This is a genomic window from Bradyrhizobium sp. MI1.7 (assembly GCF_055811795.1).
The window spans coordinates 526,156-551,783 of the sequence record NZ_JBVVPO010000001.1 but is presented as its reverse complement, the minus strand read 5'-3'; the positions used below and the strand labels follow the sequence as shown (position 1 = coordinate 551,783).

General features: G+C 62.2%; 26 protein-coding genes. 22 read left to right on the top strand and 4 right to left on the bottom strand.

Annotated elements, in window-relative coordinates:
• Positions 1-99: 99 nt before the first annotated feature.
• Genes AC0L3X_RS02690 through AC0L3X_RS02660 form a run of 7 tightly spaced genes read left to right on the top strand, consistent with a single transcriptional unit; the run spans position 100 to position 8,149 of the window.
• Positions 100-927, top strand: coding sequence for an ABC transporter permease (locus AC0L3X_RS02690; RefSeq protein WP_354131158.1), 828 nt, complete (start codon positions 100-102; stop codon positions 925-927).
• Positions 924-1,814 (top strand): ABC transporter permease, encoded by an 891-nt coding sequence (locus AC0L3X_RS02685; RefSeq protein WP_063984053.1) that lies wholly within the window; start codon positions 924-926, stop codon positions 1,812-1,814. Before AC0L3X_RS02690 ends, AC0L3X_RS02685 begins: the two co-directional genes overlap by 4 nt.
• Before the next feature lie 8 nt (positions 1,815-1,822).
• Positions 1,823-2,929: an ABC transporter ATP-binding protein gene (locus AC0L3X_RS02680; protein WP_354131159.1), complete on the top strand. Its 1,107-nt coding sequence runs from the start codon at positions 1,823-1,825 to the stop codon at positions 2,927-2,929.
• Positions 2,930-2,951: 22 nt separating this feature from the next.
• Positions 2,952-3,443 (top strand): (2Fe-2S)-binding protein, encoded by a 492-nt coding sequence (locus AC0L3X_RS02675; RefSeq protein ID WP_187387739.1) that lies wholly within the window; start codon positions 2,952-2,954, stop codon positions 3,441-3,443.
• 2 nt (positions 3,444-3,445) lie between these two features.
• Entirely contained in the window at positions 3,446-5,833 is a 2,388-nt protein-coding gene (locus AC0L3X_RS02670; RefSeq protein ID WP_063984051.1) for a xanthine dehydrogenase family protein molybdopterin-binding subunit, read from the top strand.
• A gap of 11 nt (positions 5,834-5,844) precedes the next feature.
• Complete coding sequence (locus AC0L3X_RS02665; protein WP_473316239.1) at positions 5,845-6,642, top strand: FAD binding domain-containing protein; 798 nt, start codon at positions 5,845-5,847, stop codon at positions 6,640-6,642.
• Between the two features lie 16 nt (positions 6,643-6,658).
• Positions 6,659-8,149, top strand: coding sequence for an amidase (locus tag AC0L3X_RS02660; protein WP_063986463.1), 1,491 nt, complete (start codon positions 6,659-6,661; stop codon positions 8,147-8,149).
• A 2-nt stretch (positions 8,150-8,151) separates the two neighbouring features.
• On the opposite strand, the gene AC0L3X_RS02655 is transcribed toward AC0L3X_RS02660, so the two are convergent.
• Complete coding sequence (locus AC0L3X_RS02655) at positions 8,152-9,051, bottom strand: LysR substrate-binding domain-containing protein (RefSeq protein WP_063984049.1); 900 nt, start codon at positions 9,049-9,051, stop codon at positions 8,152-8,154.
• A gap of 389 nt (positions 9,052-9,440) precedes the next feature.
• Here AC0L3X_RS02655 and AC0L3X_RS02650 point away from each other — a divergent pair, with 389 nt between their 5' ends.
• From AC0L3X_RS02650 to AC0L3X_RS02605, 10 genes are all read left to right on the top strand, one after another.
• Positions 9,441-10,580, top strand: a complete 1,140-nt coding sequence (locus tag AC0L3X_RS02650; RefSeq protein ID WP_063984048.1) for a metallophosphoesterase — start codon at positions 9,441-9,443, stop codon at positions 10,578-10,580.
• Between the two features lie 456 nt (positions 10,581-11,036).
• Entirely contained in the window at positions 11,037-11,651 is a 615-nt protein-coding gene (locus AC0L3X_RS02645; protein WP_231144567.1) for a cupin domain-containing protein, read from the top strand.
• 301 nt (positions 11,652-11,952) lie between these two features.
• A complete protein-coding gene (locus AC0L3X_RS02640; RefSeq protein WP_063984046.1) occupies positions 11,953-12,969 on the top strand; it encodes an ABC transporter permease in 1,017 nt (338 codons plus the stop codon).
• Positions 12,970-12,972: 3 nt separating this feature from the next.
• Positions 12,973-13,824 carry an ABC transporter permease gene (locus AC0L3X_RS02635; protein WP_028152375.1) on the top strand — a complete coding sequence of 284 codons (852 nt, stop codon included), beginning with the start codon at positions 12,973-12,975 and terminating at the stop codon, positions 13,822-13,824.
• The gene (locus tag AC0L3X_RS02630; protein ID WP_063984045.1) at positions 13,824-14,786 is read left to right on the top strand and encodes an ABC transporter ATP-binding protein; all 963 of its coding nucleotides are present in this window, start codon (positions 13,824-13,826) and stop codon (positions 14,784-14,786) included. The genes AC0L3X_RS02635 and AC0L3X_RS02630 overlap by 1 nt, the downstream gene beginning before the upstream one ends.
• The gene (locus AC0L3X_RS02625) at positions 14,783-15,775 is read left to right on the top strand and encodes an oligopeptide/dipeptide ABC transporter ATP-binding protein (protein WP_063984044.1); all 993 of its coding nucleotides are present in this window, start codon (positions 14,783-14,785) and stop codon (positions 15,773-15,775) included. The genes AC0L3X_RS02630 and AC0L3X_RS02625 overlap by 4 nt, the downstream gene beginning before the upstream one ends.
• Complete coding sequence (locus AC0L3X_RS02620; protein WP_063986462.1) at positions 15,765-17,219, top strand: amidase; 1,455 nt, start codon at positions 15,765-15,767, stop codon at positions 17,217-17,219. Before AC0L3X_RS02625 ends, AC0L3X_RS02620 begins: the two co-directional genes overlap by 11 nt.
• Positions 17,220-17,263: 44 nt before the next feature.
• Positions 17,264-18,877 (top strand): ABC transporter substrate-binding protein, encoded by a 1,614-nt coding sequence (locus tag AC0L3X_RS02615; RefSeq protein ID WP_063984043.1) that lies wholly within the window; start codon positions 17,264-17,266, stop codon positions 18,875-18,877.
• A 54-nt stretch (positions 18,878-18,931) separates the two neighbouring features.
• Positions 18,932-20,119: an amidase gene (locus tag AC0L3X_RS02610; RefSeq protein WP_063984042.1), complete on the top strand. Its 1,188-nt coding sequence runs from the start codon at positions 18,932-18,934 to the stop codon at positions 20,117-20,119.
• Positions 20,116-20,607 (top strand): GlcG/HbpS family heme-binding protein, encoded by a 492-nt coding sequence (locus tag AC0L3X_RS02605; protein ID WP_063984041.1) that lies wholly within the window; start codon positions 20,116-20,118, stop codon positions 20,605-20,607. The genes AC0L3X_RS02610 and AC0L3X_RS02605 overlap by 4 nt, the downstream gene beginning before the upstream one ends.
• Positions 20,608-20,825: 218 nt before the next feature.
• Here AC0L3X_RS02605 and AC0L3X_RS02600 read toward each other — a convergent pair whose 3' ends face one another.
• Entirely contained in the window at positions 20,826-21,782 is a 957-nt protein-coding gene (locus AC0L3X_RS02600; protein WP_028152372.1) for a LysR family transcriptional regulator, read from the bottom strand.
• 135 nt (positions 21,783-21,917) lie between these two features.
• Here AC0L3X_RS02600 and AC0L3X_RS02595 point away from each other — a divergent pair, with 135 nt between their 5' ends.
• Complete coding sequence (locus AC0L3X_RS02595; RefSeq protein WP_354102009.1) at positions 21,918-22,952, top strand: amidase family protein; 1,035 nt, start codon at positions 21,918-21,920, stop codon at positions 22,950-22,952.
• Positions 22,925-23,722 (top strand): GSU2403 family nucleotidyltransferase fold protein, encoded by a 798-nt coding sequence (locus AC0L3X_RS02590; RefSeq protein WP_354102008.1) that lies wholly within the window; start codon positions 22,925-22,927, stop codon positions 23,720-23,722. Before AC0L3X_RS02595 ends, AC0L3X_RS02590 begins: the two co-directional genes overlap by 28 nt.
• A gap of 346 nt (positions 23,723-24,068) precedes the next feature.
• On the opposite strand, the gene AC0L3X_RS02585 is transcribed toward AC0L3X_RS02590, so the two are convergent.
• Positions 24,069-24,212, bottom strand: a complete 144-nt coding sequence (locus AC0L3X_RS02585; protein ID WP_155258005.1) for a hypothetical protein — start codon at positions 24,210-24,212, stop codon at positions 24,069-24,071.
• A 31-nt stretch (positions 24,213-24,243) separates the two neighbouring features.
• Here AC0L3X_RS02585 and AC0L3X_RS02580 point away from each other — a divergent pair, with 31 nt between their 5' ends.
• Genes AC0L3X_RS02580 through AC0L3X_RS02570 form a run of 3 tightly spaced genes read left to right on the top strand, consistent with a single transcriptional unit; the run spans position 24,244 to position 25,105 of the window.
• Positions 24,244-24,444, top strand: coding sequence for a hypothetical protein (locus AC0L3X_RS02580; RefSeq protein ID WP_436854282.1), 201 nt, complete (start codon positions 24,244-24,246; stop codon positions 24,442-24,444).
• Entirely contained in the window at positions 24,380-24,859 is a 480-nt protein-coding gene (locus AC0L3X_RS02575; RefSeq protein WP_473316242.1) for a TraB/TrbI/VirB10 family type IV secretion system protein, read from the top strand. The genes AC0L3X_RS02580 and AC0L3X_RS02575 overlap by 65 nt, the downstream gene beginning before the upstream one ends.
• Before the next feature lie 3 nt (positions 24,860-24,862).
• Positions 24,863-25,105: a DUF2274 domain-containing protein gene (locus tag AC0L3X_RS02570; RefSeq protein ID WP_354102007.1), complete on the top strand. Its 243-nt coding sequence runs from the start codon at positions 24,863-24,865 to the stop codon at positions 25,103-25,105.
• Positions 25,106-25,213: 108 nt separating this feature from the next.
• Here AC0L3X_RS02570 and AC0L3X_RS02565 read toward each other — a convergent pair whose 3' ends face one another.
• Positions 25,214-25,552, bottom strand: coding sequence for a KTSC domain-containing protein (locus tag AC0L3X_RS02565; protein ID WP_354102006.1), 339 nt, complete (start codon positions 25,550-25,552; stop codon positions 25,214-25,216).
• Between the last annotated feature and the right edge of the window lie 76 nt (positions 25,553-25,628).

Sequence of the window (25,628 nt, the reverse complement as noted above, 5' to 3'; positions counted from 1 at the left end):
CCGGATGGCTAAAGACCGTGGTGAGAACCACGAACGCGAACAGCGGCACGCCGAAGATCAGGAGCAGCGCCACGCGACAATCTCGCCGGCTGGCTCTATGTGTCGCCGCTGGTCCTGGTGCTCGTGCCGTTCTTCGTGGCGCCTATCTTGGTCGTACTGGCGGCGAGCTTCTTCGCCACTGACGGTTTTGGCGGCCTGACGCCCGACTTCACGCTGGCGAGCTACGTCGATGTGCTGCATTCGGCGCTGACGCTGAAGCTGTATCTGGCGACTATCAAGTTCACGGTGCTGACCTGGATCTTCACGCTGATCATCGGCTTTTTTGTCGCCTATTTTCTGGTTTTCCACGTCCGTAACCAGCTGCTTGCTATCGGCCTGTTCCTGCTGTGCACGGTGCCGTTCTGGACCTCGAACATCATCCGGATGATCTCCTGGATTCCTCTGCTCGGCAAGGAAGGCCTGATCAACCAGGCGCTGTTGACGCTAGGCGTAATCCGCCAGCCGCTTGAGGTGTTGCTGTTCTCCGACCTTGCGGTGGTCATCGCCTATGTCCACCAGCTCACGATCTTCATGATCGTGCCGATCTTCAACTCCATGGCGCGGATCGACAAGAGGCTGATCGAGGCCGCGATCGACGCCGGCGCCAGCCGTTTCGACATCATGCGTCTGATCGTGGTGCCGATGTCCAAGAGTGGCATCGCGCTCGGCACCATCTTCGTGGTCTCGATCGTAATGGGCGACTTCTTCGTGGTGAAAGTGATGTCCGGCGGCGGTTCGGCCTCGGTGGTCAGCGCGTTCTACGAGGACGTGGGCGTGCTGCAATATCCGACCGCGGCGGCGAGCGCCGTACTTCTGACTCTCGTGCTGGTTGCGGTCGTCGCGCTGATCCTACGCACGGTTGATATCCGGCAGGAGATCGCGCGATGAGCGCCGCCCTCGCCGACATGCCCGAAACGGCCGCGCCCGCGACCAGGAAGGCGATCGCACCGAGCAAGGGCGGCCGGCCCTGGACCTTCTACGTTCTTGCGACGCTATTCGGGTTCTACGTGATCGCGCTCTACGGGCCGATGTTCTGCATTTATGTCCTGTCGTTTCAGGATATCCGCGGCGGCCTCGTGTTCCCGATGAAGGGCCATTCGCTGCATTGGTTCGTCGATCTCTTCACGCAGGTGCGGACCGGCGACGTCAAGGGCTCATTCGACCGCTCGATCAAGCTTGCGGTCATCGTCACCGTGATCACAGTGGTGGTGTCCTTTCTGGCAGGGCTCGGCTTCCGCAAGCGCTTTCGAGGCGACACCGTCGTGTTCTACATGATGATTGGTAGCCTTGTTGCGCCCGGGCTGGTGCTCGGTCTTGGCACCGGCCTGCTGTTTCAGGCGCTCGGACTGAACGCCAGCTGGTACACCTCGGCGCTCGGCGCGCAGCTGTCCTGGACGCTGCCGTTCGGCGTGCTCGTGATGTTCGCGGTGATGTCGCGCTTCAATCACGTCTGGGAGGAAGCGGCCTACGATCTCGGCGCCAGTCGCTGGCAGTCGATCTGGCTGGTGATGATCCCGGTGCTGGTGCCCGGCATCGTCGCGGTGGCGCTGTTCGGCTTTACGCTCTCCTACGACGAGTTCGCGCGCAGCCTCCAGACGGCGGGCTCGCTGAACACGCTGCCGCTGGAAATCTGGAGCATGACGCTGAATGTCACCTCGCCCTCGCTCTACGCGCTCGGCACGGTGACGACCATCGTCTCATTCATCGTCATTGGCGCGAGCCTGGGCAGCATCGTGCTGATCCAGAAGAGGCGCGGCAGCAGCGCAAAGGGCTGAGCTGGAATATGAAGAGCGATCGCGGTGATATCGAACTGGCTGGCGTCGGCAAGAGTTTTGACGGAGCGACCTACGTGGTCGACGGCGTCAACCTCAAGATCGCCGACGGAGCCTATTGCTGCTTCATCGGCCCCTCAGGCTGCGGCAAGACCACGATTCTGCGCATGATTGCGGGCCATGAGGACCCGACCGCGGGCGAGATCGTGATCGGTGGCCAGAACGTCGTGGGGCTTGCGCCGGCCCAGCGGCGCACGGCGATGATGTTCCAGTCCTACGCGCTGTTCCCGCATCTCACCGTGCGCGACAACATAGCCTTTGCGTTGCGCGTGCGCGGGATGTCGAAGACCGATCGCCTGCGCGCCGCCGACGTCATGATCGAGAAGGTCCGGCTGACGCAATTCGCTGACCGCCTGCCGGCGCAACTTTGTGGCGGTCAGCAGCAGCGTGTGGCGCTGGCGCGCGCGGCGATCACAGAGCCGCGCGTGCTGCTGCTCGACGAGCCGCTCTCCGCGCTCGACGAGCAGCTACGCGTACAGATGCGCCAAGAGCTCAGGCGGATGCAGCGGGAGCTCGGCATCACCTTCATCCATGTCACCCACACCCAGCTCGAAGCGATTGCGCTCGCCGATCTCGTGGTGGTGATGGAGCAGGGCAAGATCAAGCAGGCGGGGGCCGCGCGCGACGTATACGCCCACCCGCACGACCGTTATGTCGCCGAATTCATGGGCGGTCAGAATGTGCTGTCGGGGCGGGTGGAGAAGGTCAACGGTGCAAGCTTTACACTCGCACAGGCCGCGCCTTCAGGAATCGAAGTGCCACTCCAGGCGCGCTCGACTGTCTCCGTGGGCGACAAGGTTGATATCGCTGTGCGCCGTGACGACGTCGCGCTGGTCAGGCCGGGCCGGGAGTTGCCGCCCGGCTGCAGCACGTCGCTGCCGAGCCGCGTGCTCGCGATCGAATATCAGGGCTATTTCGTCAAGGTCATGCTCGACACCGTGCCGGACGACGAGTTCGTGGCTTATGTGCCGGAAAAGACCTTCTTCGCAGATCCGTTCACCGTCGGCGATGTCGTCATGGCCACATGGGCCACGGGCAGCGCACTTCCACTAGCCTGAAGACCCCATCGCGCACAGGAGTATGACCGTGCAGATATCCTTCACTCTCAACGACCGGCCAACCACCGTTGACGTCGAACCGGCGACGCTCGTCGCCGAGCTGCTGCGCGAGCAGCTCAATCTGACCGGCACGCATATCGGTTGTGACACCAGCCAGTGCGGGGCCTGCGTGGTGCATCTCGACGGCCTCCCGGTGAAGAGTTGCACGCTGCTCGCGCCTGCGCTCGACGGCGCGACGCTGCTGACGATCGAAGGGCTGAGGAGTGAACCCGGCTCGAATCGGATGCATCCGATGCAGGAGGCGTTTCGCGAACATCACGGCCTCCAGTGCGGATTCTGCACGCCCGGTATGCTGATGACGGCGGTGGCGCTCGCCACTGAGAAGCCAACGCTGACGGAGGCGGACGTCCGCCACGGCCTCGAGGGCAATATCTGCCGTTGCACCGGATACCAGAACATCGTCGTCTCAGTGATGGCCGGCGCTGCCGCCATGAACGCTGCCAAAGGAGAGTGACCATGGGCAATGTGATTGGCATTGGCGCCTCACCGAAGCGCAAGGAGGACCAGCGGTTCCTGACCGGCCGCGGCAATTACGTCTCCGACATCAAGCGTCCCGGCATGACCGCGGGCGTGTTCGTGCGCTCTCCGCATGGCCACGCGATTCTGCGCGGCGTCGATAAGAGTGCGGCGCTGGCTTCGCCCGGGGTCATTGCTGTCCTGACCGGCGACGACGTCAAGACTGACGGACTGGGTTCGTTGCCCTGCGGTTGGGGCATCTCGGACGCCAAGGGCGTGCCGATGAAGGAGCCGCCGTTCCCGATGCTGGCTCAGGGCAAGGTGCGCTTCGTCGGCGACATGGTCGCCTTCGTTATTGCCGATACGCCGGAGCAGGCCAATGCGGCAGCGGAACTATTGACCGTCGACTACGAGGTCCTGCCGTCCGTAGTGGGCGTGCTCGAGGCGGTCCGGCCGGGCGCACCCCAACTGTTTGATGATGTGCCGAACAACATCTGCTGCGACTGGGAGCTCGGCGACAAGGCCGCGGTCGAGACCGCCTTCCGCAAGGCCGCGCATGTCGCAAAGCTGAGCCTGGTCAACAACCGCCTGATCGGCAACCCGATGGAGCCGCGTGCCGCGATAGCCGAGTATGAGCCGGGCACCGACCGCTTCACGTTGTGGACCACCAGCCAGTTCCCCCATGTCGTGCGCTTCCTGATGGGCGCTCTGGTCCTGAACATTCCCCAGCACAAGCTGCGCGTGGTCGCTCCGGATGTTGGCGGCGGTTTTGGTGTCAAGCAGTTCCACTACGGCGAAGAGGCCGTCATCACCTGGGCCGCCAAGCGGGTGATGCGGCCGATCAAATGGGTCGCGAGCCGCTCGGAGGGCTACGTTTCCGATCGTCACGGCCGCGATCATGTCACCGAGGCCGAACTCGCGCTCGACGAGACCGGCAAATTCCTGGCGTTCCGCGTCAACACGCTTGCCAATATGGGCGGCTATCTCTCGACGTTCGGGCCGAACATCCCGACCAATCTTTATGGGCCCTTGCTCGGCGGTGTCTACACCACGCCCGCGATCTACTGCAATGTGAAGGTGGTGTTCACCAACACCGTGCCGGTCGACGCCTATCGCGGCGCGGGCCGACCCGAGGCGACGTTCGTGCTGGAACGCATCGTCGATGTCGCAGCCAGCGAGATGGGCATCGACCGCGTTGAGATCCGCCGCCGTAACATGATTCCGAAAGAGGCCTATCCGTACCAGACGCCGGTGCTGGTGCAGTACGATTCCGGCGATCCGATGGGGTGCCTCGACGGCGCGCTGGTCGCGGCCGACGTCAAAAATTTCGGCATCCGTAAGGCGGCCTCGGCCAGCAAGGGAAAATTCCGCGGGCTCGGCTACTCGACTTATGTTGAGGCCTGCGGCCTGGCGCCATCGCGTTTTGCGGGACGGCTCGGCGCGCGCGGTGGCCTCTATGAGAGCGCCACGGTGCGCGTGCATCCAACGGGCCAGGTAACGGTCATGATCGGCACGCACAATCACGGCCAGGGCCATGAGACGACGTTCGCGCAGATCGTCTCGGAGAAGCTCGGCGTCTCCTTTGAGAATGTCGACATCGTGTTCGGGGACACCGATCGCGTGCAGTTCGGCATGGGCACCTATGGCTCCCGCTCGCTGGTGGTCGGCGGCGCGGCGCTGTCCAAGGCGACCGACAAGGTGATTGCGAAAGGCAAGAAGATCGCGGCGCATCTGCTCGAGGCTTCCGAAGTCGATATCCAGTTCGAGGCCGGAAACTTCTCAGTCGCGGGTACGGACCGCATCAAGTCGTTCGAGGAGATCGCGGGCGCTGCCTATGTGCCGCATAATTATCCGCTGGAAGTGCTGGAACCAGGGCTAGAGGAGCAGGCCTACTACGATCCCGTCAACTTCACCTATCCCGGCGGCTGCCACATCGCCGAGGTCGAGGTCGATCCGGAAACTGGCACGGTGACACTGGTCAACTACACGGCCGTGGATGACGTCGGCACGGTGATCAATCCGATGATCGTCGAAGGCCAGTTGCACGGCGGCATCGTCCAGGGTGTCGGCCAGGCGCTGTTTGAGAGCGCGGTCTATGACGAGGGCTCAGGCCAGCTCTTGTCTGGTTCGCTAATGGATTATTGCATGCCGCGGGCCGATCACATGCCGATGATGAAGGTTGCGACCCACTCCACGCTCTGCACTCACACGCCGATGGGTGTGAAGGGCTGCGGCGAAGTCGGGACCATCGGCTCGCCGGCAGCCGTCATCAACGCGGTGGTGGATGCGCTGTCGCATCTGGGCGTGACCCATGTCGACATGCCGGCGACGCCGAACCGGATCTGGCGCCTGCTGCAAAATGCGTCGCTGCCGGTCGCGGCGGAATAGGGAGGACAACAATGAAGCCGTTTGCCTATCACCAGCCGGCCGAGATTTTCGACGCAGCACGATTGCTGACCTCGATTGAGGACAGCAAGCTCGTAGCTGGCGGGATGACACTGATTCCCACCCTGAAACAGCGGCTGGCCAATCCCGTCGCGCTGGTCGACCTGTCGAAGCTCGGATCTCTCAAGAGTATCAACGATGACGGCGCCACCATCACGATCGGCGCGATGACGCCGCACGCGGTTGTGGCTGCCTCGAGACTGGTGCAGGCAAAGATCCCCGGGCTTGCGGCGCTGGCCGCGATGATCGGCGACCCTGCGGTACGCAGCCGCGGTACCATTGGCGGCTCGGTCGCTAACAATGATCCCGCGGCTGAATATCCGGCCGGTGTGCTCGGTCTCGGTGCCACGATCGTCACCAGCATGCGTGAGATCCCGGCCGAAAAGTTCTTCGTCGGGCTGTTCGAAACTGCGCTTGAGCCGGGCGAGATCATCACCGCGATCCGCTTTCCCGTGCCGCTCAAGGCGGGCTATGCAAAGTTCAAGGCGCCGGCGTCGCGCTATGCGCTGGTTGGCGTGTTCGTCGCTAAATTTTCCGACTGCGTTCGCGTGGCTGTGACTGGAGCAGGGTCGGGTGTGTTCCGCGTGCCGCCGATGGAAGAAGCGCTGTCGCAAAATTTCGATCCGTCCGCGATCGCGGCGATCAAGGTCGACACCGACGGCCTCACCTCCGACATCCATGCCGAAGCGGACTACCGTGCGCATCTCGTCACGGTCATGGCCAAACGTGCCGTCGACGCGGCGCTCAGCTAGCTTTTTAGGGTTGATGATGACTGATGGTTCCGGCCGAACGGCCTTCCCGCCAGCGCCGACTGGCCTTGGCGCGCTTTCTGCAACCGAGATCATGGCCGGCTATCGGCGCAAGACGTTTACTCCGCGTGATGTCGTGGACGATACGATAGCTGCGCTCGAAGCGACGCATGAGGCTTGCAATGCGGTGGTGACGCCGATGTACGGGCAGGCGAGGGCGGAAGCCGACCGCGTCACCAAGGAGATGCGCGCGGGCGAGGCCAAGGGGCCACTCGCCGGCGTACCGGTCACCATTAAAGACCTCGTCTTTGTTGCGGGCGTGCCAGCCTATGCCGGCTCGCCGATGAACAAGACGTTCGTGCCCGACGTGGATGCCGCGGTGGTGTCGGCGCTGAAGGCATCGGGCGCGATCATCACCTGCAAGACTACGACTTGCGAGTCCGGCTACAAGCTGACGGCCGACAGTCCGGTCACGGGTACCACGCGAAATCCCTGGAATCCCGGTCGCACCAGCGGCGGCTCGAGCGGCGGCGCGGCCGCGGGCGTTGCCGCGGGCTGCGGCCCGATCGCGATCGGCACCGACGGCGTCGGATCGATCCGTGTTCCATCATCCTTCTGCGGCGTGTTCGGGCTGAAGCCGACCTTTGGCCTCGTGCCGCGCTCGCCCGGTTTCTCGCCGCCATCCTGGGCCTCGCTCGCGCACACCGGACCGATCACGCGGACGGTCGCGGATGCCGCGCTCACGCTGGAAATTATCGCCGGCTACGACATGCGCGATGCCGCAAGTCTGCCCGTGCCGTCCCGTCGCTTCGACACCAACGCTGTTCCGTTGAATGGCGTTCGTATCGGCGCCAGCGCCGATCTCGGCTACGCCGCGGTCAGCACCGATGTGCGCGCAGCGTTCAACAAGGCGATCGCCGTTCTCGATGCCTGCGGTGCACAGGTCACTATCGATGGTCCGGGCCTCGATGCCGGCATCTTGGAACACACGCTGAAGCCGATCGCCTTCACAGAGCAGGCGGCGGCGGTTGCGACAAAGACCACGGCTGATTTGGCCAGTTCGGAAGCCGATTATCGCGACGTGGTTACCGCCGGCCGCCACTACAGTGGCACGGACTATATCGAAGCCAGCTATCGGCGCGGCCAGGCGCGCAATGCATTCCTGAAGCTGTTTGAGCGGGTCGATGCGCTAGTGACGCCAACGGTTGCGGTGACCGCGTTCGAGGCCGGTAAGATCGGTGTCGGCAAGATCGACGGCAGGCAGGTCGATCCGCATCTCGGCTGGTCGCCCTTCACCTGGCCAATCAACCTCGCTGGCCTTCCGGCCGCGACTTTGCCTTGCGGTTTTGACCGGGATGGCCTGCCGATTGGTCTTCAAATCATCGCGCCCTGGCTCGACGAGCCCACGATCTTCCGCATCGCTGCGGCGTTCGAGCAGGCGCAGCCCTGGGCAAAGTTTTGGCCGTCGCTGGCGCTCAACGAGATAGGGCGAACGCGCGCGAAGGCGTAGTGCTAGGACAACGCGATCGGTGCGCCGCGGCCGCTGAGCTCTTCGTCGAGGCGCAGATAGTGCGCCAGGTAGTCGTGCAGTGCGGTCGCGGCTTTCGAAGTCGCGCCGCTCGATTTGTAGAGCAGCAGCTCGATTTTCGGCAGCGGCGGCAGGCCCTCGTTGGGACCGATCTCGCGCATCGTCGGCACCAGCGCGCTGCGGCCGAGCACGGTGACGGCCATGCCGGCGAACGCCGCGGCCTGCAAGCCGCCGACGCTTTCGCTGACGCAGGCGATGCGCCAGCGCAGATTCGCGCGCTCTAGCGTATCGATGGCATAGTCGCGATAGATGTTGCCAGGCGGCAAGAGCGCGAGCGGAATCGGGCGCTCCTGGTGCGCGGCGGATTGATCACCGGTCATCCAAACCAACTGCTCGCGCCGCACCACCTGGCCCCCGGTGAAATCATTCATCCGTGTGACCAAAGCGATGTCGACATCGCCGCGCTTGACGAGACCGACCAGTGGCGTCGACAGCGCGCAGTTGAGCTGGACTTGCACGCGCGGAAAGGATTTTCGGAACACGCTGAGGATCGAGGGGAGCATGAAGGCGGCGTAGAGATCCGGCGTGCCAAGCACGACATGGCCCTCGATCTCCTGTGACGCAAGTTGCGAAATCAGTTCGTCATGCAGCCTCAGGATGGATCTGGCGTAAGTGAGAACCGTGCTGCCATCATCGGTCAACGTCAGCCTGCGGCCGCCATGCTCGAACAACTGCTTGCCGGTGAGCTCCTCCAGCCGCTGCAATTGCAGGGTGATCGCCGGTTGGGTGCGGCCCAGCCGTCGCGCGGTCTCAGTGATGCTGCCGGTCTCGACCACCGAGATCAGCGACCGGAGCATGCGGATGTCGAGACTGATGAGGTTCATGCGGCGTCCATGTCGCCCAGAATTTATGCAAGTTCCGTGCAAGCGTAGCTACAGGCAATTGCGATCAGCCGAACCAGAGAAAACGAACAACCGGGCAGGGCGGCCGACGGGAGAAAAATACCCCTGTGTTTTTGAAGAGTGCTGTAAGATATTGTTAACATGGAAGGTTTTGCTCACTAAGCGAACTGGGCCTCCCTGCCAAGGTGGCTCTGAAATCCGGAATGCGGCTTGCCAAAATGGACTCAGAGCGGGATGTGCCGCGAAGAAATTCCCGGCAAAACCATCGATGCTCGCCACAACCTTCGGAAACTGAAGAACCGGCTATGGGGCGCCGCTGTCGCGCTGGTTCTGTGTAAGAATGCCGCACCGATCAAATCCGGAGCAAACTCATTCCTCAACTCTTATTCGGCCTGGTCTATCTCCTTATCCTGACCCGCTTCATCTGGCCGCTGCAGTTGCCGCTGTCGATCAAGTTCGTAATGGCAGCGCTTGCATTGGTCGCATTGCAGTTTCACCGGTGGAGCAAGCTCTCGTCAGGCTCTGTGTTCTCTCCGGAATTCCCGCGACCGGTGGTCGCTATCTTCAACTGGGCTTTCGGCGCGCTCGTTCTGCTGGCGCTGCTTCAACTGATGCTTGATGCCGGACTTCTATTCGGGTTGCTGATCCACGGCGGGCCCCTGAGTGCCCCCGACGGTGTCCGTTACGGGTTGGCTGGGTTAGCATCGATTGCGGCTGCGACCGGCGTCCATCAGGCAATGAGGATTCCGCCGCTGAAGGACGTCGAAGTCTGCATCTCCGGACTTCCGCGGCAATTCGACGGTTACACCATTCTGCAACTCACTGATCTTCACATCAGCCGCCTCTTTCCAGCATCATGGGCGCGCGCTGTTGTCGAGCGATCAAACAAGCTCGGCGTGGACTTAATCGCGATCACGGGAGATCTGATCGATGGCACGCTCGAAGCGCGACGCGCCGACATCGAGCCGTTGCGGGACTTGAGAGCGCCCGACGGCGTCTACGTGATCTCCGGGAATCACGAATACATTTTCGGCTACAGCACATGGATGGCGCACTTCGGCGCGTTGGGACTGCTCTCGCTCGAGAACAGGCACATCGTTCTCGAGCGCAATGGCGGTAAGTTGGTCCTCGCTGGCATCACCGACCGGGCGTCGCGCCATAGAGGACATCCCGACCGCGATCTCGCTGCAGTCCTTGAAGGCGCTCCAGAAGGTGCTCCTCTCATTCTGCTCGACCACCAGCCAGGTGACGCACGAAACGCCGCGGCGCTTGGCGTGGCTCTGCAACTGTCCGGACATACACACGGAGGACTGATTCTAGGGCTCGACAGGTTGGCCGCGCGCGCCAACGCGGGTTACGTCTCGGGTCAATACGACGTGGACGGGATGACGCTCTACGTGAATAACGGCACGGCCCTATGGCCAGGCTTCGCGTTACGGCTCGGTCGATCATCCGAATTGACGCGGGTCACGCTCCGCCGGGTAAGGTGCAAGTCAGGCAATGCTGACTGATCTGCTCGTAGCCTGTGCCGCAGCTGGCTGTCTTGGTTCGCTGGTTATGCGCTGATCGCTAGGCGGAGGCATATGTAAGTCGACGTATTGGCGTTTCGTCCGCTTCGGGTCAACAGGCGCTGCCCTAATCGCCGCCGGTCCCGTCCGATCTGCCGCGACAACCCGGCGATTTCAGAGCCGGCCCGGGCTTCGCGTTCGGGCCAGAAGTCGACCCAGCAAGTTACCGCTCGCTCACCCGGCCTGTTTAACTTGGCTCGCGGCCCTTGGCTTGACGGGCAGCCCCTTGAGGCGAAGCGGTTGAAATTGGCGAGACCCCAAGGTCGCCTGGACGGTAGAAGCCAACGGCTCTCGCTTGTCAGGTCGGGGGCGAGCCTCGCCCGTAGGCTGGCGAAGAGTTCGGTTCGCCCAACTTCCATTTAGATTTGCCCCAGCATGCTGGTAAATCATGTGATTATAATGCATACACTTCCCGTCCAACTGGCTGGAAAATGCTGCGTGAGCTCTGAAAACAACACCTTGAATATTGGTCCGCGTATCCGGCGTGCCCGCTTGTCCAAGGGGCTGCGAATGCGAGACCTGGCGCAGGTCGTCGGATGCGACGAGAGCATGATCTCCAAGATCGAGGCCGGGAAGGTCATGCCGTCGCTGCCGATGCTCGCCAAGATGGTCGACGCGCTCGACCGCGACATGGCCTCGTTCTTTGGCCTGCGGATCGACGACTACAAGCTGGTGCAGAAGCCCGAGGATCGGCTCAAGGTGCCTGTTGATGCGCTGCGCGGTGGCACGGGCGTCGTGTATGAGCGGCTGGTGCCGGTAGCCGCCGGAAATCTGCTCGAAGCCAATGTTCACGTGGTGGCCCCGGGAGGCGAGAAGATCGATCTGATTACCCATCAGGGCGAGGCCGTCGGCTATCTCGTGTCCGGAACCATCGAGCTCACCATCGACGACACCACCTATCTGATGACTGCAGGCGATTCCTTTTTCTTCAAGGCGTATCTGACCAACAGCTATCGCAACGTCGGGCCGGACGAAGCGCGGATCGTCTGGGTCAATACCCCCCAGGTTCACTGAGCCGAGCGATCAGGCTCACGGTGCATGAATTTCATGCATGTGGCGAAAACTGTAGCAGGCTGCTTCAAAGCCACTTCATTTCCTGCGCCCGCGCGAGCCTGCTTCGCAGTAAAACGAGCTGATCCGCTGGCTCTCGCACCCAAAGGTTCCGAAAGACGAGCTGGCATAACGCTTGCTTAAACTCGGGCATGACTGTGATGCATGCCAACTGCCCCTGGCTGTATCCGACGTCGATGGGGCCCGACCACGTTGATGCGCTCCGGCATGGCCGTCGCACCGGCGAATAACGGCAGGCGAACCGCTGATGGCTTTCGTTTGGAAACGTTTGCTAGGCACCATCCCGAGTCTGATCGGCGTCGTCGTCCTGACCTTTTTCATCTCCCACGCCCTGCCGGGTGACCCGGCGGCGTATTTCGCCGGCCCCGCCGCGAACGCCGCATCGATCGAGAACATCCGCGCCACGCTGGGCCTCGATCGCCCGCTTCCAGTGCAGTTCGTGCACTATGTCGGTGACCTCGCGCAGGGCAACCTCGGCCGTTCGCTCACCACGGGACAGCCGGTGTTGACCGATCTGCTCGAGCGGCTGCCTGCATCGCTGGAATTGTCGTCCTTTGCGCTTTTGTTCGCGATCAGCATCGCCATCCCGATGGGGGTGTGGGCCGCGACCCGCATCAACGGAAGCGTCGATCACGCCTGCCGTGCGCTGGTCACCGTGAGCGCCGCTTTCCCAACGTTCTTCGTCGGGCTGCTGTTCGTCTACATCTTCTATTTCCTGCTCGGCTGGGCGCCGCAGCCGCTCGGCCGCCTGAACGAGATCGCCTTCTCGCCGCCACCGCACGTCACCGGGGCCTACACCATCGACGCACTCATCGCGGGCGATTGGCCGGTGCTCCGCGCGTCGTTGTCTCAGCTGATCCTGCCCGCGATATCGCTCGGCCTGTTCGCGCTGGCGCCGATCGCGCGCATCACGCGCGCGGCCATGTTGGAGGCGCTCGGCAGCGACTTCATCCGTACTGCGCGCGCCAGCGGCTTGCCGGTGCGCAAGATCCTGATGACCTACGCATTCCGCAACGTGCTGCTGCCGGTCAGCAGCGTGCTCGGTATGGTGTTCTCCTTCCTGCTCGGGTCCAACGTCCTGATCGAACAGGTGTTCGGCTGGCAGGGTGTCGGCGCCTACGCGGTCTCGGCCGTCATCGCGTCCGATTACGCAGCGGTTCAGGGCTTCGTCTTGATGATGGCGGTGCTTTACGTGCTGCTTAATCTCGCCGTCGACATTTTCGCGACGCTGGTCGATCCCCGCGTTCGGTTCGAGGGCTGAGCGATGAGTATAGTCACGCTCGCCCGCAACACAGGTTATGCCTTTGGCGAAAACCGCCTGACGCTGATGGCTGTGATCATCCTGGTGCTGCTGGCGCTGTGCGCGATTTTCGGACCTTACATCGCGCCGTACGATCCTCTGGTCACCTCCGCCACCACCAAACTGGCGCGGCCCAGCACCCTGCATCCGTTCGGGACCGACGCGCTCGGACGCGACATCCTCAGCCGTGTCATCGTCGCGACGCGCCTCGACCTCGGGATGGCAGTCTCGGCGGTGGCGCTGTCGTTCGTGGTTGGCCTGGCGCTCGGCTCGCTCGCCGGCTATTTCGGCGGCTGGACTGACCGCATCATCGGCCGCGCCATGGACACCATCATGGCGTTCCCGCTGTTTGTGCTCGCCATGGGCATCGTGGTGGCGCTCGGGAACAGCGTCGCCAACATCATCATCGCCACAATGATCATCAATCTGCCGTTCTATTGCCGCTTCGCGCGCGCCGAGGTGAACGTGCGGCGCGAGCTCGGCTATGTCGAGGCGGCGCGCATGGGCGGCAACGGCTCGCTGCGCGTCCTGCTCAACCATATCGTCCCGAACGTTCTACCGCCGATGATGGTGCAGGCTTCGCTCAACATGGGATGGGCGATCCTCAATGCCGCCGGCCTGTCCTTCATCGGGCTCGGAGTCCGACCACCGACGCCGGAATGGGGCATCATGGTCTCGGAAGGCGCCAGCTACATCATTTCCGGCGAGTGGTGGGCCTTCATGTTCCCGGGCGCCGCTCTCGTGCTCGCGGTGTTCTCCTTCAACATGCTGGGCGACGGACTGCGCGATCTGCTCGATCCGAGGAAACGCGTGTAATGGCGCAGCTCGAGATCGACAATCTGTCAGTGGAGTTTCGCACCCGTCACGGCGTGGTGCGGGCGCTGGACGACGTGAGCTTGTCGGTCGGCCGCGGTGAGATCGTCGGCGTGGTCGGTGAAAGTGGATCCGGAAAGTCGGTCACGGCCTACACCGTCATGGGCCTCAACGATGAGGCGGCGCAGATCACCAAAGGCAACATCACGATGGGCGGCATCGATCTTCTGGCGGCGCGCCCGGAAGCGATGCGCGAATTGCGCGGACGCGAGATGGCGATGATCTTCCAGAGCCCCCGCACGGCGCTCAATCCGATCCGTAAGGTCGGCAAGCAGATCGAGGACGTGCTGCAGGAGCATGCCGGGTTGCCGAGTCGTGATCTCAGGAAAGCGGCAATCGCAGCACTGGCGCGAGTTCGCATTCCCGATCCCGAACGCCGGGCGGAAGCCTATCCGTTCGAGCTCTCGGGCGGCATGTGCCAGCGCGTGATGATCGCCATGGCGCTGGCCTGCACACCGTCGGTCCTGATCGCGGACGAGCCCACGACGGGGCTCGATGTGACAACTCAGGCGGTGATCATGGACCTGATCAGGGACATGAGCCGCTCGACGCGGATGTCGACGTTGCTGATCACTCACGATCTCGGGCTCGCCGGCGAATATTGCGACCGGATCGCCGTCATGCATGCCGGGCACATCGTCGAGATCGCGTCGACCGAGGCGCTGCTCGATCATCCGGCCCATCCCTATACACGCCAGTTGCTCGCCGCCACGCCCGTCCCGGAATCGCGTCTCGACGACCTCAACTCCATTCCCGGCCATTTGCCCGATCTGCGCGGCGCGTTGCCGCCGTGCCGCTTCAGCGGACGCTGCGAGCGGCGGCAGCTAATCTGCGACGAGGCGGAGCTGCCCTGGACCGAATTGTCGCCCGCGCATGTCGTGCGCTGCCGGTTTCCCCTGTCATGACGCCGCTGCTCGAAGTCAGGTCGCTGTGCAAATTATACCCGATCAAGCGGGCGCCGCGCGGCGCCCGGCTCCACGCGGTCGACGATGTGGATCTGACGATCGGCACCGGTGAAAGCGTCGGCCTGGTCGGCGAATCCGGCTGCGGCAAATCCACCATGGTTCGCCTGCTTGGCCGGCTGATCGATCCCACGGCGGGCCAGATCCTGCTCGGCGGTGAGGATCTCACCGCGATTGCGCAGGCGAAGTTCGCGTCCTCGGCAAGCCGGCGGCGTGTTCAGGTGGTGTTCCAGGACGCGACCGAAAGCCTGAATCCATCGTTCCGCGCTTTCCAGGCGATCGCCGATCCCTTGAAACGGCTACTCGGCATGAATAACGGTGCCGAGCTGGACAGCCGCGTTCGCGCCACCGCCGCGCTGGTTGGACTGCCAGAAGAACTGCTGCAGCGCTACCCGCATCAATTGTCGGGCGGCCAGCGCGCACGGGTGGGCATCGCGCGCGCCGTTGCGGTCGAGCCGTCGCTGCTGATCCTCGACGAGCCGACCTCGGCGCTCGACGTGTCGGTGCAAGCCGTGATCTTGCGGCTGCTCGCCGACCTGCGCGCGCGACTGGCGATGAGCTACTTGTTCGTGTCGCACGATCTCAACGTGGTGCGGCTTCTCTGTTCGCGCGTGGTCGTGATGTATCTCGGCAAGATCGTCGAGATCGCACCGGCCGAGACGCTCTTCACTTCACCCCGTCACCCCTATGCGCAGGCGCTGGTCGCCGCGATCCCGGATCCGGCACGGCGCGGTGAAGCGCGGCCCCGACTCGACGGCAGTCCGAGCAGCCCGATCGATCCGGACCCCAACGTCTGCCGCTTCTACGGCCGCTGTCCCAAAGGGGCCGACATCTGCACCAAGGCCATGCCGCCGCTTCGCGCGGTTGGCCCGGACCATTTCGCCGCCTGCCACTTCGCTCTTTCACCCGATGGAGGAACCGATGAGCGCTGACAATCAGATCTGCCGCATGGACGCCGCGACCGTCGCGGCTAAGGTCAGGAACAAAGAGCTATCCGCCGCCGAGGTCACCGAAGCCGTTCTGCGCCGCATGGAGAAGCTCGAACCGCACATCCATGCCTTCTGCACACCGACGCCCGACGTGGCGCGCGCCGCGGCCGCGGCAGTCGACGCCAAGATCGCAGCCGGCAAGGATCCCGGCCTGCTGGCGGGCGTACCGATCGGAATCAAGGATCTCGTCGCCACCAAGGACATCCTGACGGTGATGGGTTCTCCGCTCTACCGGGACTTCGTGCCGGATGAGGACGACATTGTCGTCGAGCGGCTGAAGGACGCCGGCGCAGTCATCATCGGCAAGACCAACGTGCCGGAATTCGGCTACAGCGGCGTCGGCCACAACCCGGTGTTTCCGGCGACGCGCAATCCCTGGAATCTCGACATGACATCCGGCGGATCGAGCGCCGGCTCTGGAGCTTCGGTCGCGGCGGGCGTTGCGCCTTTCGCAATTGGCTCCGATGGCGGCGGATCGATCCGCATTCCGTCCGCGCTTTGCGGCCTGTACGGAATCAAAGCCTCGATGGGGCGGGTGCCGCTCTACCCGGGTTGCCGGGATGAACGCTATCCCGGCGTCTCGAGCTGGGAATCACTCGAGCACGTCGGCCCGATGAGCCGCACCGTGACCGACTCGGCGCTGATGCTGAAGGTGATCACCGGACCCGATCCGCGCGATCGCTATTCCATCCCGGCCGCCGACTTCGACTATGTCGGCGCCGTGAAGGAGAGCATCAAGGGCCTTCGCATCGCCTATAGCGAAGACTGGGGCTATGCGCCGGTCGACCCGGAAGTCCGCCGCGTCGTGTCTGAAGCGGTGCGCGTGTTCGAGACCGATCTCGGCTGCACGGTCGAGCGCGCCAATCCGGGATGGGAAGATCCGTTTCCGCATTTTTGGACCATCGTCGCCGGTGACACCGACCTCGCCGGCATGCGCCGCATGATGAAGGGGCATGAAAAGGAAATGTCGCCGCACCTTGTCGGCTTGTTGCAGCGGCAATGGACGGCCGAAGAATTCACTGACGCCAAGATGATCCGGCAGATGGTCTGCAACCGCATGTGGCGGTTCATGGCCAACTACGACCTCCTGATCACGCCGACGCTCGCGGTACCGGCATTCCCGCTCTACATGCAGGGGCCCGAGATCATCGAAGAGAAGATGGTCTCTACCGGCGATTGGCTCTGCTTCACCTTCATCTGCAATTTGACCGGCCAGCCAGCAGCGACCATTCCCGCCGGCTTCACCAAAACCGGTTTGCCTGTCGGCATGCAAATCATCGGTCGCCATCTGGCGGATCGTACCGTGCTCGCCGCCTCCGGCGCCTTCGAACAAGCGCGTCCGTGGGCTCACAAATGGCCGAAACTGCTGGGCGATCTCGGCCTCTGACGCTGCCTCGACTTTTCAACCGAAATCCAGAAAGGACGCGCGATATGAAGTTCGATCGTAGTCTCGCTACAGCGGCGCTGCTCACAGCGTCCGTTGTCTGGCCCGGCGCTTCCGCGCGCGCGGCCGAAATTGCCAAGGACACGATGGTGATCGTGTCCGAAATGGGCCCCAACGGTCTCGACACGATGGTGCCGACCGCCAACGATCACAGCCGCATGGTGGTGTGGCAGGCCTACGACCGGCTCGTCAGCCACGGCGAGAAAAAGCTGGCCGACGGCACGGTATCTTACGACGCCAAGGTCATGACGCCAGAGCTGGCCGAGAGCTGGGAAGCCAGCGAGGACGGCAAGACCTACATTTTCCATCTGCGGAAGGGCGCGACGTTCCACGATGGCAGCCCGGTCACCGCCAAGGACGTCAAATGGTCGTTCGATCGCGCCATCGCCGCCGGCGGCTTTCCGGCGGTGCAAATGGCGGCGGGATCCCTGGTCAAGCCCGAACAGTTCACGGTGGTCGACGATCACACCTTCAAGGCGACGTTCGATCAGTTCAACAAGCTGACGATGCCTGACCTCGTCGTGCCGGTGCCCGTCATCGTCAATTCCGAGCTGGCCAAGAAGCACGCGACAGCGCAAGACCCGTGGGCGTTCGAGTGGGTGTCACGCAACGATTGCGGCGGCGGTGCCTACAAGGTGGAGTCCTGGTCGCCCGGCCAGCAGACTGTTTTTACCCGCTTCGACGCCTGGAAGTCCGGCCCGCTGCCCCAACTCAAGCGCGTCGTCTATCGGCAGATCGCCTCGGCCGGTACGCGTCGCGCGCTGCTGGAGAAGGGCGATGTCGATATGTCGGTCGGCCTTCCGCCGAAGGACTATGCCGAACTGGCAGAGCAGGGGAAGGTGACGATCATCGGCGTGCCGGTGCAGAACGACCTCGTGTTCGTCGATATGAATGTGAAGATCGCACCGTTCGACAATCCCAAGGTGCGCGAAGCGATCTCCTACGCCATCCCCTACAAGGAGATCGTCAGCTCCGCGCTCTATAACCGCGCCAAGCCGATGTTCGGTGGTGACCCTGACAAACCCTATCCCGACGCGACGTGGCCCGTTCCGATCAAGCATGGCCAGGATCTTGCGAAGGCCAAGCAGCTGTTGACCGAGGCCGGGTTCCCCCACGGCTTCAAGACCACGCTGTCGATCGATCTCAGCGAATCCACCGTGCGCGAGCCGACTGCCATCTTGATCCAGGAGGCGCTCAAGACGATCGGCATCGAACTCACGATCGAGAAGGTCCCGGGCTCGAACTGGTTTGCCCAGATGGCCAGCAAGACGATGCCGATGGTCATCGCCGAATTCTATGGCTGGCTCGATTACCCCGACTATTTCTTCTTCTGGACCTTCCACGGCGGCAACAACTCCGTGTTCAACACTGCCAACTACGTCAATCCCGACCTCGACAAGGTGATTGACCAGGCGCGCTTCACCCGCGATCCCGAGATCTACAAGACAAGCCTGAACAAGATGGTCGACATCGTCATGACCGACTTGCCTCGCATCCCGCTCTACACGCGGTTTGCCGACTATGCGGTGCAGAAGAACGTCAAGGGTTTTGAGTACTGGTTTCACACGCATCCGGATTTCCGCAAACTCTACAAGGAATGAGAGGACGGCAAGCGCGCTCGAACGGGGGCGCTTGCCATTCATCGGGGAAACACCGTGCAAGACACGCTCGGCGCTTTCGTTCCAGGCCCCATCATCCAACGGGCGCCGCACGGCTCAGGGCCACTTTCGGGCTTGAGCTTCGCGGTCAAGGACCTGTTCGATGTTGCAGGCGGCGTGACCGGCTGCGGCAATCCGGACTGGGCTGCCACCCACGAGATCGCAAAGGCCGACGCCTGGGCCGTCGACGCTCTGCTGGGCGCCGGCGCCTCGCTGACGGGCAAGACCATCACCGACGAGATCTCGCTCGGGCTGCTTGGCATCAACAAGTTTTACGGCACGCCGCTGAACCCGCGCGCGCCGGACCGTGTACCGGGCGGCTCGTCGAGCGGCTCCGCGTCCGCTGTTGCCGGCGGCCTGGCTGATTTTGCCTTGGGTACCGACTCCGGCGGCTCAGTGCGCATCCCCGCGAGTTTCTGCGGAATTTACGGCCTGCGTCCGACTCATGGTCGTATCTCCATCGCCGGCATGATGCCCCAGGCGCCATCATTCGATACCGTTGGCTATTTCACTCGCGATGCCCTGACTTTCGGCCGGGTCGGCGCGGTGCTACTCGGAGAGCAGGCGCCCGATGTCTTGCCCAGCGAGATCGTCGTTGCGGCCGACTGTTTTGCCATCGCCGACGAGCCGGTAAGGCGCGCCTTGCAGCCGGTTGTTGATCGGATGCGCGATGCAGTGGCGATCACCGCGTCGCCATTGGCCGAAGGCGCGCTCCTCGACTGGGCGCGCCACCAGCGCATCCTGCAGAAGTGTGAATTCCACGCCACGTTTCGGGATTGGATCGATCGCGTGAACCCGCGCTTCTCGTCGGAGGTAGCCGGCGCGTTTGCCGACGAAGGCCGCATTGAATCGAGTGACCTCTCGGCCGCCAAGGCTTTCCGCGAGTGCGTATCGAAGCGGCTCAACGATTTGCTCGAGGGGCGCCGCATGCTGTGCCTGCCGACCTCGCCCATTCTGCCGATAGGCCGCGACGCGCGCCTGTCGGACATTCGCGCGGCGGTACAGCGGATTGTCGACCTGACCGGTATCGCGGGCCTGACGGGCCTTCCACAGGTCAGCCTGCCCGTCGCTACATCCGGCTCTATTCCGGTCGGGCTGTCCCTCATTGGCTGGCGCGGCGGCGATGCGGCATTGGTCGCAGCAGCGCGCACCCTGGCGCGGGAATTCTCGATTGGACTGGCATGACCGACATCAAGGAAGCACGGACGCTGACCCTCGAAGGCGCGCTTAAGGTGCTCAACGCGGCAATCGGCGAGGCGACCCGCATTGGACAGCCGATGTGCATCGCAGTGGTCGATACCGGCGGCAATCTGCTGGCGTTCGGGCGCATGGACGGCTCGAAGGGACTTAGCGTGACCTCGTCCATCAACAAGGCACGGACGTCGGCACTGTCTGGCTCGCCGACCGGCAGCGCTCACGCGGACGTGGAAATCCAGGTCACTCTCGCGCATGAAAATCGCTGGACCAATCTGATCGGTGGTCTCCCGATCCGCGTCGATGGGTTCATCCTTGGCGCAGTGGCGGCGGGCTCCGGATCAGGCACACAGGATCTCGCTGTCGCCCGGGCCGGTGCGGCCGCGATCCCGGGAGCAGACATGTGCGTCGATTTCACGCCGATGGGCGCGGAAGACACCGGGATCATCAGGGGGGCGACGCTTCAGCCGAGGATTTGAAGCCAGCGGTCGGTCTGCGCACGACGACATAGGCCAAGGGGCGGAAGAGAGCCAAAAGTGATTGCTAGGCTCGGTGGAGCAATGTCTGCACTGGGTCAAGAGCGGGCCGGGATGGATCGCTAAACTTGCCCCTTGGTTGAGGGGCGTGAGTGAGGTGTGCTCCCGCTCGCATGGGGTAGTTGTCGGTCTGTAGCCAAGTGCGCCAAAAGGGACGTTGGCTAAACGTCGAAAAGCGTTTCTTCATTCTTCAAAGTTGCGATAGCGAATCCGTGCGGGCCGAGATCTCGAAAGAACTCACGGATAACGTCGATGAGGACTCGCACGTATTCGGGCTTATTCGATCCGTAAACGTCGGCGATGACGAGCGTGGGTGCGGGCAGATCGTCAGTTATCGGCAGCCGGATAAGCTCAGTGCCGTCCGGGGAAGCGTGGCCCAGTGGGGGCATGTTGAGCACAGAAACTCCAAACCCGCACGCAACAGAGGTCCTGATAGTCTCGTAGTTGCGCGTGCGGAAGCCGATCGTTGGTTGAGTTGCCAGCACATCGAACAATGTAAGGAGATACAGCGCGGTCTGTGGCAAATCCAACAGAACCAAAGGCCGAGTTGCCAATTCTGCGATAGATACGGCCGGCTGACGCGCGAGTTGGTCGGATCGCGAAATTAGCGCATGCGCAGGTACTTTACAGACGCGTGTTGTGTTCTCTTTGAAGTGCGGTCCGATATCATAAGTTACGACCAGGTCGACCGCTCCGTTTGCGAACCATTCTCGCAACTGCAACTGGTCTCCCTCGAGCACAGAAATCTCAACCGGCCCAACGCGCTCGATGTAGCGCTTCAGTGTGTCGGGAATGAAAAGTGCGCCGAAAGGATTGAAGCAGCCAATACGGATTGCCGGCGTGCTCAGTCCTCCCAAGCGAGCTATCGTCCTTTTGAATTCTGCATCGGCGGTCAGCATCGAGCGGGCTGCGCAGATAAAGCGTTCTCCCGCCGGGGTTACTCTGACCCCGCGTGAGGGACGCCTCTCAAAGATTCGAGCGCCCATTTCGGTTTCAGCAAGTTCAATCGCCGCAAGGATCGACGATTGCGAGATCCGCAAACTCACCGATGCTGCGTGCATGCTGCCAAGCCTGGCGACTTCGCTTACGTATCGAATTTGCCGAATCGTAAGATCCACAAGGCGTTCCCTACAGTTGATCGATGGTCTTTCTACAAATTATGCATTTTATGACCAGCTCGTAAATTCCTAATGCTCGCCGGACGGAGCCGAGTTTGACCGCTCCTGACTGTGAGAGAGGGAAAAGCAGTGTCTATGGACGTCTTCAGTCCGCCTGATGGGACCGACATATGTGGGCTGAATGCAGCCCAGGTGCTTTCCGCCTATAAGAAGGGGACATTGTCACCGATTGAGGTGACCGAAGCCGCTTTGGAGAGAGCTGAGGCAGTCAACGGGGAGCTGAACGCGTTCACGTTTATCGACCGGGATCGGGCTAGGAATGAGGCGCGTCGGTCCGAAGCTCGCTGGAGGTCCGGCGCACCCTTGTCAGACCTCGATGGCGTCCCGACAACGATTAAGGACATCGTCTGGGTCGAGGGGTGGTCGGTTCGGTGCGGCAGCCGCACGACGACAGCTTCGCCGTGTGAAAGGGATGCGCCGTCGGTCGAGAGGCTGCGCCGCTCAGGCGCGATCTTCATCGGGCAGACAACAACGCCGGAATTCGGCTGGAAGGCGGTTACCGACTCTCCTCTCTTTGGCGTGACGCGCAACGCCTGGGATCCTTCGATGACGGCAGGAGGATCCTCCGGAGGAGCAGCGGTAGCCGCAGCTGTCGGAGCGGGCAGCCTTCATTTGGGTAGCGATGGCGGTGGCTCGATACGCATTCCGGCGTCGTTCAACGGCATAGTCGGACATAAGCCGTCATTCGGACGTGTGCCCGCTCATCCTCCCAGCGCTTTTGGAACAGTGGCGCACATCGGTCCGATGGCACGAAGCGTTGGCGATGCTGAAGCCATGCTTGAGGCGATGTCTGGGCGCGACTTGCGCGACTGGGCGCAGGGCGCAGGCAAATTACCAAGATTGGGGAAGCGGCAGGCGGACTTTACGGGGATGCGGATCGGATACTGGTCAACTCCCCCTGTAGGACACGTCGACAGGGAAGTGGAATTGAGTGTGGCGGCTGCGGTTCGGCGAATGGAGGAGTGGGGAGCGATCGTCGAGCCGGTCGAATTGCCTTCCATTGATCTTCTTGAGCTGTTCCATAACCGAGGCCGGCCTACCTGCCGCGTCCGCTCGCGCTCGCAGGCCAAGTCGTCGAACAATTGGCAAAAGCCGGCTTCTTCCGAATGAGGGGAGTCCTCGTCGGCACGGTCGCCTACCAATGCTACTCCGCCATTCTCGGCCGGCGCCTCGATGCAGTTGCCATGCAAACCGGTGATGCCGACTTTGCGCAATTCCACGAGATTTCGGTGGCCATCAAGGACTCCATCCCGCCCATCTTGCAGGTACTGCAGGAGGTCGATCCGACGTTTCGCGAGGTGCCGAGTCAAACGGATAGCAGGGTCTCAACTCAGTTCGTTTCGAAGGAAACCAACTTCAAAGTCGAATTCCTCACGCCCAACCAATGGTCCGATGACCAGGCAGGCAAGCCCGTTCCCATGCCCGCCTTGGGCGGCGCTTCGGCGTTTCCGCTACGATTCCTCGACTTCCTGATCCACCAGCCGGTCCGCGCGGTGCTTTTGCACGGTGCCGGCGTGCCAGTTCTCATTCCATCGCCGGAACGCTACGCCGTTCACAAGCTCATCGTCGGATCCCGCCGGAAGATCGACGGCGATCCGAGCGCTAAAAGCTCGAAGGATCGCCTCCAGGCAAAATCCATCATCGAGGCCATGACTGCCAATCGTCAGCATGCCGACCTCGCATCGGCTTTCGTGGAGGCCTGGGATCGTGGTGATCATTGGAAAACAGCGATCCGCGCGAGCATTGCGACTTACGACGAGGACTTCCAGACCTCTCTCCGAACTGAGCTCACGAAGGGGATAAGGGAGATAGGCTCAAATCCCGAAGACTACGATCTCGCACAGCCGCCAACCGGCGGAAGTGCCGAGACACAGGAATGAACCGCAGAAAATTGCGATGAACAGGCGACAAATCGTACTGAGAATATTCGGCCCGCCGATCGCCGAACTTGCAACTACATGCTGCTGATGGTGCTGGTGATGATGTTCACCATCATCAGCAAAGACGTAGCGATCGTGGCTATCGGATGGAAGTTCCACCTTGCGCTGCCGCTGAGTAGCTTCGCCTAAGCGCAATTTGGTCTTAGTAGACGAAGCATCGAGCTCTTGCGCTTCGCGGCAAATGTCACTTGCCGAGGCGAGTCGTGCCGCCTTCAGGTAAGCGAGCCGCCGCGTTGTAAGGCGCTGCCTTGCACGCGCGCGAATTAATCTTACTTACGCTAACCGATCACACGCTGTTGAAGCGTTCGACCATGCTGTATCGGATTTGCTCTTCAAGTCGATTGACCCGATCGCGTTTGACCAGGCTCGCGCTCATCGACAGCACGAATTTTAATTTCGATTGAAGGCTTGCCGGATTCACCGTTCTCATCGCGCCGCTCACATCGAGCGGGTGGCAGCGAATGTTTCCGGCAAAAATCTATGTTGGCCAAATCACCGTCGTGTTCGGCATCGTCGCCGCATCGACATGGGGAGCGACACAATGGACTGCGGCGGCTCTCGGATATCAGCCGCGGCTCGGCGATCCCTGGTTTCTCATTGCCAACTATCCGATCTATCTGCCCTGGCGGTTGTTCGAATGGTGGTTTGCCTTTGAGGCCTAGCGTCGTCGCCTTCGGCCAGAAGAGGGCGCTGGTCGTGTGGGCACGTCTCATTCTGCCGAACGGCAATTCGATTGTGATCGAGAACTTACCGGCCACGGACGTCGCGGGCTATGCCGGGCTCGAAGATGAGGTGGACTTTCATACCTGGCAATTGCTGAAGGGGGTGGCGCTCGCGACTTTGATCGGTGTCGGGACGCAGCTGTCGCTCGGCAATGACGAGAGCGATCTCGTGAAGACGCTGCGGGAAAGTGCGCAGCAGACGACCAATCGCGCTGGTCAGCGCTTGGTGGAGCGCGAGCTCGATGTGCAGCCAACGATCACAGTCCGGCCAGGCTGGCCGCTGCGGGTGATTGTTTCGAAGGATCTGGTGCTGAAGCCGTACTCGGACCTTCAGGCGATGACGAAGGGCAAATGAGAAATGAAGCTCGGAAAACTGCCCGATCGGACGCCGGTGAAGATGAGCGTTGTACTGACGCCGGGCCTTGCGCAACGGCTGAGAGAGTATGCTGACTTCTATGCCGAGACCTACGGAAATAAGGAAGAAGTGGCTGAGTTGATACCGTTTATGCTCGAGGCGCTTCTTGATAGCGATCCTTCCTTCAAGAGAAGCAGAAACGGCAAGGGTGCAAGAGCATCTTTTAGTGATAGCCGCGACCAGTAATGCAGGGGACTGCGTAACCTCGGCGCTCGTGATTTCAGCAGCTCCTTCAAATCATTTGATGAAGCCTCTTCTAAGCTACACAAAAACCCTCCAAAGAGGGTCAGTTCCTCAATACTGCGGCACCTTGTGTGTCCGGCAATCGTAGGGGCCATCCTTACCCGTACCCTTGATGTTGGCGTTGTAGTAGCGTCCCATCGATTCTGCGGCGAGCCACGCATCGACGATAGGCTTCGGCATTTCGCAGTAGTGGTAGTAGGTCGTTTTGAGTTGGACGATGACGTATTGACTAGAGGCGTCGTAGCAGAGCCGATTGACGACGCTGCTTCGAGTGATGTCCTGGCAGGCGAAGGGTTTGAGATCGACCGGGCCACGATATTTCACGTCGACGGTCTCGGCCTCCGCCCAGGACGAGAGAAGCAACACAAAGGCGAATATTAATCGGATCATTCTGCACGCCGTACAAGCGGGATGAGATGCTTGCCAACACAAACGGCAAACAGAGCTAGTGGGGCCGACTTCCAGC

Excerpts from the sequence above, each read along its gene's own strand:
- AC0L3X_RS02670 (WP_063984051.1), top strand. The coding sequence starts at position 3,446 with ATGGGCAATGTGATTGGCATTGGCGCCTCACCGAAGCGCAAGGAGGAC.
- AC0L3X_RS02655 (WP_063984049.1), bottom strand. The coding sequence starts at position 9,051 with ATGAACCTCATCAGTCTCGACATCCGCATGCTCCGGTCGCTGATCTCG.
- AC0L3X_RS02675 (WP_187387739.1), top strand. The coding sequence starts at position 2,952 with ATGACCGTGCAGATATCCTTCACTCTCAACGACCGGCCAACCACCGTT.
- AC0L3X_RS02665 (WP_473316239.1), top strand. The coding sequence starts at position 5,845 with ATGAAGCCGTTTGCCTATCACCAGCCGGCCGAGATTTTCGACGCAGCA.
- AC0L3X_RS02625 (WP_063984044.1), top strand. The coding sequence starts at position 14,783 with ATGACGCCGCTGCTCGAAGTCAGGTCGCTGTGCAAATTATACCCGATC.
- AC0L3X_RS02595 (WP_354102009.1), top strand. The coding sequence starts at position 21,918 with ATGGACGTCTTCAGTCCGCCTGATGGGACCGACATATGTGGGCTGAAT.
- AC0L3X_RS02570 (WP_354102007.1), top strand. The coding sequence starts at position 24,863 with ATGAAGCTCGGAAAACTGCCCGATCGGACGCCGGTGAAGATGAGCGTT.
- AC0L3X_RS02580 (WP_436854282.1), top strand. The coding sequence starts at position 24,244 with ATGTTTCCGGCAAAAATCTATGTTGGCCAAATCACCGTCGTGTTCGGC.
- AC0L3X_RS02685 (WP_063984053.1), top strand. The coding sequence starts at position 924 with ATGAGCGCCGCCCTCGCCGACATGCCCGAAACGGCCGCGCCCGCGACC.
- AC0L3X_RS02630 (WP_063984045.1), top strand. The coding sequence starts at position 13,824 with ATGGCGCAGCTCGAGATCGACAATCTGTCAGTGGAGTTTCGCACCCGT.
- AC0L3X_RS02565 (WP_354102006.1), bottom strand. The coding sequence starts at position 25,552 with ATGATCCGATTAATATTCGCCTTTGTGTTGCTTCTCTCGTCCTGGGCG.
- AC0L3X_RS02585 (WP_155258005.1), bottom strand. The coding sequence starts at position 24,212 with ATGAGAACGGTGAATCCGGCAAGCCTTCAATCGAAATTAAAATTCGTG.
- AC0L3X_RS02660 (WP_063986463.1), top strand. The coding sequence starts at position 6,659 with ATGACTGATGGTTCCGGCCGAACGGCCTTCCCGCCAGCGCCGACTGGC.
- AC0L3X_RS02635 (WP_028152375.1), top strand. The coding sequence starts at position 12,973 with ATGAGTATAGTCACGCTCGCCCGCAACACAGGTTATGCCTTTGGCGAA.
- AC0L3X_RS02680 (WP_354131159.1), top strand. The coding sequence starts at position 1,823 with ATGAAGAGCGATCGCGGTGATATCGAACTGGCTGGCGTCGGCAAGAGT.
- AC0L3X_RS02620 (WP_063986462.1), top strand. The coding sequence starts at position 15,765 with ATGAGCGCTGACAATCAGATCTGCCGCATGGACGCCGCGACCGTCGCG.
- AC0L3X_RS02645 (WP_231144567.1), top strand. The coding sequence starts at position 11,037 with ATGCATACACTTCCCGTCCAACTGGCTGGAAAATGCTGCGTGAGCTCT.
- AC0L3X_RS02615 (WP_063984043.1), top strand. The coding sequence starts at position 17,264 with ATGAAGTTCGATCGTAGTCTCGCTACAGCGGCGCTGCTCACAGCGTCC.
- AC0L3X_RS02605 (WP_063984041.1), top strand. The coding sequence starts at position 20,116 with ATGACCGACATCAAGGAAGCACGGACGCTGACCCTCGAAGGCGCGCTT.